At 65.2% G+C, this 12,982-nt stretch carries 8 protein-coding genes; 6 read left to right on the plus strand and 2 right to left on the minus strand.

Going from position 1 to position 12,982, the window contains the following annotated elements:
- Nucleotides 1-49: 49 nt before the first annotated feature.
- From I7X39_RS08540 to I7X39_RS08550, 3 genes are read left to right on the plus strand one after another with little or no spacing between them, the layout of a single operon-like run.
- The gene (locus I7X39_RS08540; protein WP_198110632.1) at nt 50-5,119 is read left to right on the plus strand and encodes a DNA repair ATPase; all 5,070 of its coding nucleotides are present in this window, start codon (nt 50-52) and stop codon (nt 5,117-5,119) included.
- Nucleotides 5,116-5,406, plus strand: a complete 291-nt coding sequence (locus I7X39_RS23805) for an addiction module protein (RefSeq protein ID WP_198110973.1) — start codon at nt 5,116-5,118, stop codon at nt 5,404-5,406. The genes I7X39_RS08540 and I7X39_RS23805 overlap by 4 nt, the downstream gene beginning before the upstream one ends.
- Entirely contained in the window at nt 5,403-6,011 is a 609-nt protein-coding gene (locus tag I7X39_RS08550; protein WP_198110634.1) for an ORF6N domain-containing protein, read from the plus strand. Before I7X39_RS23805 ends, I7X39_RS08550 begins: the two co-directional genes overlap by 4 nt.
- A gap of 683 nt (nt 6,012-6,694) precedes the next feature.
- Here I7X39_RS08550 and I7X39_RS08555 read toward each other — a convergent pair.
- Nucleotides 6,695-8,143, minus strand: a complete 1,449-nt coding sequence (locus I7X39_RS08555) for a hypothetical protein (RefSeq protein WP_198110636.1) — start codon at nt 8,141-8,143, stop codon at nt 6,695-6,697.
- A gap of 303 nt (nt 8,144-8,446) precedes the next feature.
- On the opposite strand from I7X39_RS08555, the gene I7X39_RS08560 reads away from it, so the two are divergent.
- Together I7X39_RS08560 and I7X39_RS08565 are read left to right on the plus strand one after the other, a co-directional pair.
- Nucleotides 8,447-9,037: an NYN domain-containing protein gene (locus tag I7X39_RS08560; protein WP_232351836.1), complete on the plus strand. Its 591-nt coding sequence runs from the start codon at nt 8,447-8,449 to the stop codon at nt 9,035-9,037.
- Between the two features lie 180 nt (nt 9,038-9,217).
- A complete protein-coding gene (locus tag I7X39_RS08565) occupies nt 9,218-10,159 on the plus strand; it encodes a hypothetical protein (protein WP_198110638.1) in 942 nt (313 codons plus the stop codon).
- A 72-nt stretch (nt 10,160-10,231) separates the two neighbouring features.
- Here I7X39_RS08565 and I7X39_RS08570 read toward each other — a convergent pair whose 3' ends face one another.
- Complete coding sequence (locus I7X39_RS08570) at nt 10,232-11,467, minus strand: saccharopine dehydrogenase family protein (protein WP_198110640.1); 1,236 nt, start codon at nt 11,465-11,467, stop codon at nt 10,232-10,234.
- A 333-nt stretch (nt 11,468-11,800) separates the two neighbouring features.
- Between I7X39_RS08570 and I7X39_RS08575 the strand changes: the two genes are divergently transcribed.
- Complete coding sequence (locus tag I7X39_RS08575; protein WP_198110642.1) at nt 11,801-12,964, plus strand: M48 family metalloprotease; 1,164 nt, start codon at nt 11,801-11,803, stop codon at nt 12,962-12,964.
- Nucleotides 12,965-12,982 lie beyond the last annotated feature (18 nt).

The raw sequence follows: 12,982 nt of genomic DNA on the forward strand, positions 1-12,982 counted from the left end.
AATCTGGCGCTGCTGCTGTTGTCGCATTGAGTTGCCACCGGAATTCCACATGACCACCATGCCCGATGCCGCCGACAGCGCCAGCTTCGAGCTGCTCAAAAAACGCCTCGCCACCCAAGGCGAGGCGCTGGCCGCGCAAACCTGCGCGCTGAACGACGCGCGCCTGCAGGCCTTCGGCCGCAGCGAGCTGGCCCTGCTGCTGCGCACCCGCGCCCGCACCGAGAACAACTGCCATGCGCGCGACCTCGTGCGCATTGGCGAGCAGCTGCTGTTCGGCTTCAACGTCTTCATCGGCCTGCGCAAGGAAACCTCGGTCGCCGATGTGTTCGCGCTCTATCGGCTGGGCGCGGGCGATGAGCTCGAAGCCCTGCCGCTGGCCGGCAGCTTCCTGGACGAAGCCCGCTTCACGCAGGACTTCCGCGAGCTCTACGCCTATTACAAGAACGCCACGCTGATCCAGCTGCGCGTCACCGCGGACAAGCTGCTCGCCGCCTTCCAGATCGGCCAGCAGCTGCACGACCTGCGCGTGTTCCGCTGGCAGATCGAGCGCGATGGCAGCCTGAAGTACATCGACAACCGCGGCGAGCGCGACATGCAGCTGCCGCCCACGCACGACTTCGAATGGACGCCCACCGCGCGCGAGCACCAGGTGGCCGGCCGCCACCCGCACGTCAACATCCTCGACACCGTGTTCGTCGAGACCACCGGCGGCGACCTCACCGTCAAGGTGGAGAACAACACCGAGAGCGGGCTGGGCATCTACAGCGAGCCGGTGGAAGACAGGAACCAGAGCCTGGCCGATGCCGAGATCGCCTACGCCCGGCTCGGCGCCTTGATCCTGCTGCGCATCAAGCCCTACCGCGAGACGGTCACGCGCTACCTGGTGTTCAACACGCGCACCCGCGCGGTCGAGCGCATCGACGCCATCGGCTCTTCCTGCGTGCAGCTGCCCGAGGACCACGGCATCCTCTTCCCCGGCGGCTGCTACCTGCAGAACGGCGAGACCAAGCGCTTCGACCTACCCGAGGCCATCACCGCCGGCCTGCGCTTCAAGCGCATGGTGCGCTCGCCCAATGGCGAGGACGTGCTGTTCGTCTTCTACGAACCGACAAGCGGGCATTACGCGCTCTTCACCTACAACCTCATCAACAAGGCCCTGGCCACGCCCCTGCTGGCCAACGGTTATGCACGCTTCCCCGATGGCCGCGTGCTCGTCTTCCTGACCGAAGGCGCCGAGCCCACGCGCGTGCACCCCATGCAGCTGTGGCAAACGCCCTTCTTCAGCGAAGAGCATGCGCTGGCGCAACCGAAGGCCGAGGGCTTCTTCGGCCGCATCGGCAACGCCGAGCTGGTGCGCGGCATTGCCGAGCTGAATGGCATCGCCCGCGCGCTGGCCGACCAGCCGCCCACCCGCACCGCCTACGAAGACCTGCTGCGCCAATGCGGCCGCGTCGTCGATGCCTATTTCTGGCTGGATGAGACGGAAGCCGGCGGCCTGCTGCAGGCGCTCAAGGCCATCCAGGACGGCGCCCGCGCCACCCTCACCGAATTCGAGAAGGTCGAGGCCATCCGCCAGGACACCGCCAAGGCCTTTGCCCAGGCCGAAGGCCAGCAGCGCGAACTGCTCACGGTCATCGCCAGCACCCTGTGGAAGCAGCCGGACGACTTCATCCAGGCGCTGGCGCGCCTGCGGGAACGCCGCGGCCAGCTGCAACTGCTGAAGGAGCTGCGCTACGCCGATCTGGCACGCGTGCAGGCCTGGGACGAGGCCCTGGCCACCGAACAGCAGCGCGTGGGCGAAAAGGCCCTCGCCTTCCTGGCCGGCGACAAGGCCTTCGACAGCCAGCGCGCGGCGCTCACCAACCTGGCCGCCGAACTGCCCCAGGCCAGCACCACCACGCAGATCGCCGCCCTGCTCGCCACCCTGGACGAACAGGCTGCCGGCCTGGACCTGCTGACCGAGCAGCTCGGCAGCCTGCCGGGCGGCGACGCGGTGACGCGCACCCAGATCCTCGACCGCATCTCGGCCCTCTACGCCGACATCAACCGCCTGCGCGCCGAAGCGCGCCAGCGCCGCAAAAGCATGGGCGCGGCCGAGGCCACGGCCGAGTTTGGCGCCCAGTTCAAGCTGTTCGGCCAGGCGGTGGACAACGCGGTGTCCTTTGCCGACACGCCCGAGGCCTGCGACGAGGCCCTGACCCGGCTGCTGGCCCAGCTGGAAGAGCTGGAAGGCCGCTTTGCCGAGCACGACGAGTTCCTGCTCGACATCACCACCAAGCGCGAGGCTGTGGTCGAGGCCTTTGCCGCGCGCCGCCAAACCCTGGTGGACGCGCGCCAGCGTCGCGCCCAGGCCATCACCGACGCGGCCGGTCGCATCCTCGACGGCCTGCCGCGCCGCCTGGCCAATCTGGCCGATCTGGCGGCCGTGCACAGCCTGTTCGCCGCCGACCCCCTGGTGGGCAAGCTGCGCAGCCTCATCAAGGACCTGCGCGACTTGGGCGCCGCCGTGGCCGCCGATGAGCTGGACACCCGCCTCAAGACCGCACGCGACAACGCCCTGCGCGTGGTGCGCGACCAGAAGGACCTGGCCAGCGACGGCGGCAAGGCGCTCAAGCTCGGCCGCCATGCCTTCAGCGTCAACCACCAGGCGCTGGAACTGACCCTGGTGCCGCGCAACGAAGCGCTGAGCTTCCACCTCACCGGCACCGACTATTTCGCCCCCGTGCAGGACGAGCGCCTGAACGCCCTGGCCCCCTACTGGCAGCAGGCCCTGGTGAGCGAAACCGCCGAGCTGAGCCGTGCCGAATACCTGGCCGGCTGCGTGCTGCAGGCCGCGCTGGCCGGTGAGGAAGGCGATGCCCTGCCGGAGCTCTTGGGGCACGCCCTCGCCGGCCCGGACGGCCACGCGGCCCTGCTCGAAGCCGTCCGCCGCTTCGCCGCCCCGCGCTACCAGGAGGGCTACCAGAAGGGCGTGCACGACGAAGACGCGGCGCGTCTGCTCGGCCCCCTGCTGGTGATGCAGGACAGCGCCGGCCTGCTCGCCTTCGAGCCCGCCGCCCGCGCCCTGGCCATGCGCTTCTGGGCCGGCGCGCTTGACGAGCCGGCCCAGGCCGCGCTGCAACGCCGCGCCCGCGCCGCCGCGCAGATGCGCGCCCTCTTCAAGGCCGCCGAGCCGCAAGCCCAGCTGGAAGCCGAGCTGGCCCCGCAGCTCGCCGCCTTCGCGCCCGACCAGGCCGAACACGCCCCCCGCGCCGCCGCCTACCTGGCGCGCCAGCTCGCTGCCGCACACCCCGCCTGGCCGCTGGCCAATGGCGCCGGCGAATTGGTGGACCAACTCTGGCGCGCGCTGGAGCGCAGCGGCCAGGCCGGCCCCTTGCGCCACGACCTGGAAGCCGCCAGCCCGACCGAGCGCTGGCAGCAGGCGCGGGCCTGGCTGCAGGCCTTCGCCCAGGCCCAGCACCCGCAGCTGCTGCAGTGGCTGGACGATGCCGCGAGCAGCCTGGCCATCCCCAAGCTGCCGCGCGAACGCCTGGGCGTGGAGCTGGAGCATGCGGTGAGCGGCCTGCTCAGCGAACACCCGCGCATTCAGCAAGGCCAGCTGCTGCTGAACCTGAACGAGTTCTGGCGCCGCTTTGCCCACCACCAAGCCGTGGTGCTGCCGGCCTTCCAGGCCTTGCAGGCGCGCCGGCTGGAACTCGTTCAACAGGAAAAGCAGCGCCTGCGCCTGGAGCAGTTCCAGGCCAAGCCGCTCTCCAGCTTCGTGCGCAACCGCCTGATCGACGAGGTCTACCTGCCCCTGGTGGGCGACAACCTGGCCAAGCAGCTCGGCACCGCCGGCGAAGGCGCCCGCACCGACCGCATGGGCCTGCTGCTGCTCATCTCGCCGCCCGGCTACGGCAAGACCACCTTGATGGAGTACCTGGCCGAACGCCTCGGCCTGATCTTCGTGCGCATCAACTGCCCGGCGCTCGGCCACGACATCACATCCGTCGACCCGAGTGCGGCCACGCACAGCGCCGCGCGCCAGGAGCTGGAAAAGCTCAACCTCGGCCTGGCCATGGGCAACAACGTGATGCTGTACCTGGACGACATCCAGCACACCCACCCCGAGTTCCTGCAGAAGTTCATCGCCCTGGCCGACGGCACGCGCCGCATGGAAGGCGTGTGGAACGGCCAGCCGCGCTCGTACGACCTGCGCGGCAAACGCTTCGCCATCGTCATGGCCGGCAACCCGTATACCGAGAGCGGCGAGGTCTTCAAGATCCCCGACATGCTGGCCAACCGGGCCGACATCTACAACCTTGGCGACGTGCTGTCAGGCCGCGAGCAGCTGTTCGCGCTCAGCTACATCGAGAACGCGCTCACCGCCAACCCGGCCCTGCAACCCCTGGCCAGCCGCGACCCCGCCGACGTGCACAAGTTGGTGCGCCTGGCGCAAGGCCAGGAGGTGCCCGCCACCGACTTCGCCCACCCCTACAGCGCGGCCGAACTGGACGAGCTGCGCGAGCTGATGCAGCGCCTCTTCAAGGCGCGCGACCTGCTGCTCAAGGTCAACCTCGCCTACATCGAGAGCGCCGCCCAGGCCGACGCCTACCGCAGCGAGCCGCCCTTCAAGCTGCAGGGCAGCTACCGCAATATGGGCAAGCTGACGGCCAAGATCACCGCCCTGATGCGCGACGAGGAGCTGGATGCGCTGCTGCGCGACCACTACCGCGGCGAGGCCCAAACGCTCACCAGCGGGGCCGAAGAAAACCTGCTCAAGCTCGCCCACCTGCTCGGCTCCCCCACCGACGAGGAGCGCACGCGCTGGGCTGCCATCTGCGAGGAATACGTCAAGCGCCGCAAGCTAGGCGGCGCCGGGCAGGACGGCCACACGCGCATCGCCGCGTCCTTGCTCGACGTGGCCGGCGCGGTCAAGGACCTGCACCTGAACCCGCCCATGACCGAGGGCATGAAGATGGCCGAGGCTCTGCTGCAGCTCTCCATCACCTACCGCAAGATCCTGATGCCCTTGGTCTCGGCGACCGAGAAGCGGCTGGAGCTGGATCAGTCGCTGCATGAGCAGGTGGAGCGGTTGGCGCGTGGGGTGGAGGGCGATCCTCTGGAGGATGGGGTCTGAGCCGATGGCAGAAGGCGCCCCCTGCGCTACAACGCGGAGCGTCATGCCCTCAACGAAAGGGCAGGCACCAGGGAGGAGCGAGAAGTGCCGGCTTCAAACATTGGACGGGTCATTGCCAAGGAGGCCCAGCAGCAGCAGCGGCGGCCTGCACCGCTGCTCAGTGCGGGCAGCGGGCCGAGCTGCAGCGGCGACTCGCGGCCCATGAAAGAGAGCCCACTCGAGTTGTGCCTTGGGAGGCGGTCCGCGTCGCACTGGGGCTTTCCACGACCGAGGCGGCTTCGCGATGAGCCAAGCGCTGCAGCCCCTGATCCAGAGCCGCATCCTGACCCTGCGCGGCCAGCGGGTCCTGCTCGACGCCGACCTTGCTCAGCTCTACGGCGTCGAAACCCGGGCACTTGTGCAAGCCGTCAAGAGAAACCTTGCGCGCTTTCCCGAGGACTTCATGTTCACCCTCAGCGCCGAGGAGTTTGCCGACTTGAGATCACAGACTGTGATCTCAAGTGCCGCTCTTCCCGCTGTGCGCCATGGCGGTCGGCGCACCCCGCCTCTCGCCTTCACGGAGCAAGACGTCGCCATGTTGTCCTCGGTGCTGAACAGCCCGCGCGCGATCGCGGTCAACATCGAGATCATGCGCACCTTCGTGCGCGTACGTGCCTTGGCGGCCACCCATGCCGACCTGGCCCAGCGCCTGAGTGAACTGGAGGACAAGACGGCTTCGCTGGCGCTGGACCACGAACTGCTGGGGCGCAATACCCGGGCGCAGTTGAAGCAGGTGTTCGATACCTTGCGGCAATTGATGACGCCCGTGGAGCCCCCTACGCCGCCCAAGCGGCCTATCGGGTTCGTGCAACCCGACGAGTCGAATCGGGGCAAGGCCAAGGGGCGGCTATGAGCGGGCGGCCGGGCCATGTGTCGGAACCCCTGCTGATTGAAGGCCTGCCCCCGGGTATCCGTGCCCCCGGTATGCGGCCTTTAGGACGCCTCTGGGACGCGCCTCGGGTTCTTGCATCTTTCATCGGTGAGTGCAAATTGAAAGACCCCGTCCCTGGTGCGCCCCGGGGGAATTAATTTGAGACAACAATGAAAGCGCTCAACGAAGTCGCTATTGATTGTCTGTCCGCGTACGTCGCGCGAACTCGAAATACACCAATACTATTGGCCTTCACAGAAACAGATACGGTAGAGAATCCGTCGGTTCCGATGGCAACGACTGACGGCGCTACTATGGCTCCGTGATCAATTGCTCCAAATGAATCCACAATATCCAGCATGACTTCGCCGCCAGGATTGGCCTTACGCACGTCGTCGAAATATACAGACCTCAGCCAAATTGGAACTGTTTCGCCTGCCCGAATCGTCCAAGACAAGTCTTGTCTCTGTGGCAATATGCAACACTTAGGAACTGTGCCAATTCCGACTAATACATATGTGCTATTGCGGTCTCGAATTGGCTGAATTCGATTAGCCTGCAATGCGCAGCAGCCAACGAGCAAAAATAGAACGCCCACCGACAGTGCATGCTTGGTTCGTTGCAGGCCGCTCATGTCCCTAGCATTGCCTCATGGTGAGTGGCGTTTATTTACGAATTCCCAGTGCCTCTGCCTCAAGGCGATTCAATTCAGCGTCGGTCAGACTTTGAATGCGGGCAAACCGCTCGCCTGAAAATGCAGGTAGAACCTTGCCCATTTCCGCAGCCGCTGGGCTAAATGTTTCGCAGAATGACGTTCGATTGTAGAGTGCCAAGAGTCGATCGTACTGCGCTGTATTAATTTCACCGAGAGCAAGCTTTTCTTCCAACTTCAGAAGCTTGGGCTGTTTGGCTTTTGCCTCGCAGGCCATGCGCGCATTAAAGGTGTCGATCTTTTGCTGAGTAATGCACGCTTCGCTGGCATTGCTCAAATCAGAGAACATTGATTTGGTAGCACTATTGCAGCTAACAGCAAGCACCATCGAGGCCGGAATCCGGTAATTGAAGCGCCCCGTATAGGAAACCGTGTCTTTGTACTCAATTGTTTGCTTGAAGTGTGCACTGCTGTATCCTGCATTCACACTAACACTCCAAGGCCATGTAGCGCTGGCTCCACCGCCGCCGGGATCGCCGGCGTCCGGATTCGGTTCAAATCGAAAGAATCCATCCCCTTCGACCGCTAGTTTGTTGACGGCCTCATATATTTTTTTGACCATATCAAACACTTGACGGCCATATTTTTCGTTGTCAAGCGACCCTTCCTTCATATCAAAAGTGCAGGCCTTGGATTTTTCCAATTCCTGCTGAACCTTTGAATAGTTGAGTGAGCCGACCTTGAACCAGCCAAGCGACGCAGAGGCGCTAAATTTCGAGCGAATTTGGGACCAAACCTGCGATAGGTCACATGATATCTTTGCGGTCCATGGGTCGCCGACAAATTCCGTCTCACCTACAAAATTTACGGCAAAAGTGGGATTGGGTTGAATGTCGAAATTGGAAGACTGTCGAGCTCCGACCACTTGTGCGAAAAGCGAATTCCCGGTGCCAATGGAGTAGGCAAAATCAGATGTGAAATTGATTATTGATGGAAACACGACCGTAACATCCTTCTTGCCAAGCGACAACGTCTCGCTATCAAGTACAGGAGTAACGGTAACGTTCTTCAGCGAAAGTGGAAGTAGTTTTGGGTTGGCTACCCCATATGCCTTTTTGATTTCTGCAGTGAGCTCTGTTCTTTGTTTTGCCGTTATGTCAATATTGGCCGAGCCAGAGACAATGGCGCCAACAATTGAGTAAATTGCACCTGATGAATCTTGTGCCCAATGAGTCGGGCCGATTCCCCAATACTGGGCCTTAAACGCCTTGAGATTTACACCGAGGGCAAGGTCAATGCGACCAGGCTGGTAGTGGAACTGATTCTTGTCAGTGTCGTCCTGATACGCAATTACGCCGGCAACTGCAGTGCCCTTGCTGAAAAGCGGAGCGGCTGCGGCATTGCCAGAGCCCAGAATGAACATAAAGGTGAAACACCCAATTGTTGCTGAATAAGAGCGCATGCAGTTCTCCGGTTTAGTAATTCAACTCAGTTGAGGCCTATGTTTTGCTCAGTGTGCTAGTCGACTCTCGGCAACTGTTCACCGGGAAGATGGGCAGCACCATAGGGTTTGCGCTAACTCCTCATTAATGAGGAGGACGAAGGGCCATCTGCTCGCTTCGGGGCGTTGCCTTTCGCGGCTTCGGGGAAAGGCCTTAAATCGAACCCCTTCGAACCAAAGGCCCCAGTGGGCCTCCGTGCCCCGATTAATGCTTGCCAGCCCGAACGCCGTAGCATGGTTCAAACACCAGGCTGGGAGCCCCGCTTGATCCACGACGACACCGGCCGCTCGGTCGCCCTCTACTGGGACTTCGAGAACCTGCACGCCGGCCTCTTGGAGGCCAAGCAGGGCGAGGGCGCTTACGCCAACCCCGACATCCGCTTCAGGCCGCAGGAGCCGCTGGTCGATGTGCAGGCGCTGGTCGATCTGGCCAGCGCCTTCGGCCCCATCGCCATCAACCGGGCGTTCGGCAACTGGCAGTACTTCAGCCGCTATCGCGATGCTTTGCTGCAAAACGCCATCGAGCTGATCCAGCTCTTCCCGCCGGGTGCGGCTACCAAGAATGGCGCCGACATCCGGCTGTGCCTGGACGCCACCGAGGACCTCGCCCGCTTCGCGCATATCGGCACCGTCATCGTCATTGGCGGCGACAGCGACTTCATGCCGCTCGCCCAGAAGATCAAGGCCGCCGGGCGCCGGCTGATTGGTGTGGGCACGCGGCCGAACACCAACAGGCACTGGGCCCGAAGCTGCCACGAGTTCAGGTACTACGAGAGCCTGGTGGGGGCAGAGGCGGCTGCGTCAGCGTCATCTTCTGATGCCGAGGGCGGCGGGGCCACAGGCAAGGCCCCATAGCCCAGCTTCTGAGGATGCCGGGGCAGGTCCCTCGCTTGAAGGGGTTCAAGTTGAAGGCCCTCTTGCCACGCTCCCGCCAGGTGGGTCACGCTGGATGGGGCTAACGGCAGACTCGCTTATCGTGATGTCCATGTTGGACCGCGAGCACCAGGCCCGTGCGGGCCAAGCGACTGGAGTGAGATGAGGGAATTTTTGTTCCGCAGCCTGGGGCCCTGGCTGCTGGCCGGCCTGAGTACCAGTGTGGCGGCTGACGCACCACGCTTTGAGTTCCACAACCACTTTCTGCTGAACCTGCACCACCGGCTCTACAGCGGCGCACGCAGGCCCGCGCAGCTGACCGAGGCCGAACGTCAGGCGTGGGAGCCGGCCTTGGCGCTGTACCGGCGCGAGTACCTGCAGCGCCACCCGCTGTTTGACGAGCAGATGGACGCCATCAAACAGAGCCTTCGACGCGCGCCGGATGCGGTTCGCACGCCGCAGGGCTTGGGCCTGCCCAAAGAGCTTGAGCAGGCCTTGGGCCTTGCCGCATCGCTCTATGCCGAGGAATCCTGGCCGCTGGACCGGGCGCGGAATGCGCGCTGGCAGGCGGGCCTGGAAGCGCTGCAGCGGCGCCATGGTGCCGCCATCGCGAGCGGGCTTGAATTCCAACTGGGGCAGGGATTTCCGGCCGAGCCGATCCGGGTGGATCTGGTGGTCCGCACCGGGACGTTCGAAGGGGCCTACACCACCCAGGCGCCCGCCCATGCCGTCATTGCGACCGGGCTACCCGCGCATGCAGGCCTGCACGCCTTGGAGGTGCTGTATCACGAGGCAACGCACACGGGGCCGGCGGATCGGGTGTTTGAGGCGGTCAATGCCGCTTTTCGGGATCAGGGCGGGCACGACGTGAAGAACCAATGGCACGGCGTGCAGTTCTTCATCGTGGGCGCGGTGGTGCGTGAGGCGTTGGCCCAGGCGGGGCTGCCAGGCTATGTGCCCTATGGGGAGCTGCAGGGCGTGTTTGCACGGGCCTGGCCGGGGCTGCCGCAGCGTCTGGAGTCCTTGTGGTTCCAGGGCCGCCAGCAGGGCCGCAGCGTGGAAGCGCTGGCGTCGGCTCTGGTGGCTTCGGTGCCGGCGGACTGAGCAGCGGCGCAGGCCGGGCTGAATGCCCGGCAAGGGCAGGTCATTGCCCTTCACCTCTCCCCGCCTATCGGCTCAGGGGTTTCGTCGGCTCTGCGCGGCCATCTCAAACGTCAGCCCCGCCCGCTCATGCAGCCGCCGCACCAGCGCCAGGCCCATGGCGCTGCCGGGGGTCCAGACGCCACCGGGCGTGGCGCTGCGGGGGATGTCCTCCACCAGGCACAGCGCGGCTTCGCTGATGAGCTTGCAGGTGGAGCCGTAGCCGGGGTCGCGGTCGCCTTTGACGATGGCCCGCAGCAGCTCGCCGGAGGCGCTCTTGCCGCTGAACCACACCTCGTAGTGGCCGGCCTCGCGGGCGGCCTTGTTGGGGCCGTCGCCCGGTTGCGTCAGCACGAAGCGGCGCAGCAGGGCGCGCGCGGGGCCGAAGCCCAGCACGCGGTTCTGCCAGCGGGTCATGCGGGCCAGCGCCTGGGCCTTCTTGGCGCCCTTGTCGGGCGTGCCGGGGCGGCCGGTGAGCATCTTTTCGCTGTACACGAAGTCCCGGCCCCAGGGGTGGCCGCGCAGGGCGTTGCTGCGGTGCACGTTCTTGGTGTTGATGGCGGCCATCACGAAGGGCCCGGCCCAGAGGTCCGCCCAATCGTCCAGGGCGGCGCCCTGGTCATCGGGCTGCGTGGGGCCCTTGAACCCGGGCGTCAGGGCAAAGGGGTCGCTCATCGTCTGGCCCAGCGCGGGTTCGCGGCGGATGGCCTCGAAGGTCTCCATCATGCTGGCCAGCGTGCCGCCTGAGGCCGCGCCCTTCATGCGCGCCATGCGGGCGCGCACCTCGCGCAAGGGGGCGCCCAAGCGCTCCTGCGCCTGGGCCTGCAGATAGACCACGCCGAGGTCGAAGGGGATGGAGTCGAAGCCGCACGAGAACACGATGCGCGCGCCGCTTTGCTGCGCCAGCGGCGTGAGCTTGTCGATCATCCGGGCCATCCACAGCGGCTCGCCGCAGAGGTCCACGTAGTCGGTGCCGGCCTCGGCGCAGGCGGTGACCAAGGGCTCGCCATGCAGCTGATACGGACCGACGGTGCTGATGACGACCCGCGTGCGCGCCACCAGGGCCCGCAGCGCGGCCGCATCGCCGGCATCGGCCTGGAGCAGGGGCAGGTCCTTGGGCAGGCCCAGCTCGTCGCGCACGGCGGCCAGCTTGGCGGCGTTGCGGCCCGCGATGGCCCAGCGGGTGGCGCCGCGGGCCTGCAGGTATTCGGCCACCAGGCGGCCGGTGAATCCGGTGGCGCCGAAGACGATCAGGTCGAAGTCGGGGTTCATGGGGTGTCCTGCTTGGCTGAGGGGCGGGTGGCGCGGGAGCCCGCCGCGTGGAAGGCGCCGCAGCGGTGGGCGGCTGAGGTTCAGCCTTGCGCCAGAGGCTTCAGTGGCAGATCTTGCCTTTTGCTTTCAATGGCAAGAGCGTCACGCGCGGGCTCTCGCTGCCACAGGCTTGGCCGGGCAGGTCATTGCCTATTTGGCGCCCGGCCTGGGGTGGGTGACTCCTGCGCTGCCGATCATTGCCCTTCAGCAAGCCATTGGGGGGGCATGGCCCTGCGATAGGCTCGCCTGCTCCGCCAGCGCCCCACCTCACCTCCCTTGGTAGCACCAATGTTCATGAAATTGCATGCGCCGCGATGCACGCCCCAGGCCGTCATCAAGCACTGGTGCGGGCTGCTGATCGGTATGGCCTTGATTCAGCCAGGCTTTGCCGCCACGGCTGGAGATGCGGGGACTGCCACGGCAAGACAGCGGGCGCGCAACGACAACACGATCGTGGCGGTGTCGCGCATCTTTGAGCTTCGCCGTATCGCGGCACCGCTGTGCAGCGCAGAGCCGCAATGGGATTGGGTCCAGCAACTCATCTTGGTGCGAAAGCCTGAACGCTGGGCGTTCTCCACGGACCGGGCTCTGGCTGAGATCCTGAATCGGCACTTCGAAGCCAAGCCAGGCGAGTTGATTGTGTTGGTGGACCAGCGAAGCGGTTCGTTCAAGCTGCCCGGTGGTCTGAAGGCGGGTGACCGCATCTTGGCCGCCGACGCGTCCGAAGCCGAACTCTTGATCCGTCGGCCCTTGGAAGGCGAGTTCCATGCCGACACCCAGGAACGTTTGCGTCGAGCCAATGAATGGGCTCGGAGCCAACCCTCACGAACCCTCCAGCTGATTCGTCAAGGCCAGACCCTGAAGCTCGACATTGAGCCGATTCCGATCTGCGCGATGCGCTTTGGCGTGGTGAACAGCGAGACCGCCTATGCGGCTGCTCGGTCTGATCTCATTCTGGTCACCCATCCTCTTCTGGAGCAACTGAGCGCAGACGAACTCACGATGGTGCTGGCCCACGAGGCGGCTCAGGTGCTGCTGGCCCTGACGGATCCCAACAAGCCAACCAACTGGAAATCAGGAGCTTGGCCCTTGTTGGGCGGCAACTCGCAATGGAATCGCGAGCTGGGACTCGGCGCGCCGACGCTGGAGAGCTTGATCGAGGCCGATCGTCTGACGGTGATGCTGCTGGAGCCCTTCGGGCTGGGGCCCCAGGAATACCTCGAGTTTCTGGCGCGGGTTCAAGCGGCGGAGCCAGGTGGCATGTTCCGTCCGACCTACGCCAACTTGCGGCCCGTGGCTGAACAGAGGCTGGAAGCCGTGCGATCGCTGCACGCGAATCGCCAGGCGGAAGGTCGCTGGACGCTGAAGCCGCAAGGCATTTCCGAAGCAGCGTTTCGGGCCTTCCTCGATCACCTGGGCAACGAACAGACCCGCATCAAGGCGCAGTCGAATCCTTGACGCGCGCCGATCGTGCCC

Origin of the sequence: Inhella proteolytica (assembly GCF_016093275.1) — a bacterium.
GTDB classification, from domain to species: Bacteria; Pseudomonadota; Gammaproteobacteria; order Burkholderiales; family Burkholderiaceae_C; genus Inhella; species Inhella proteolytica.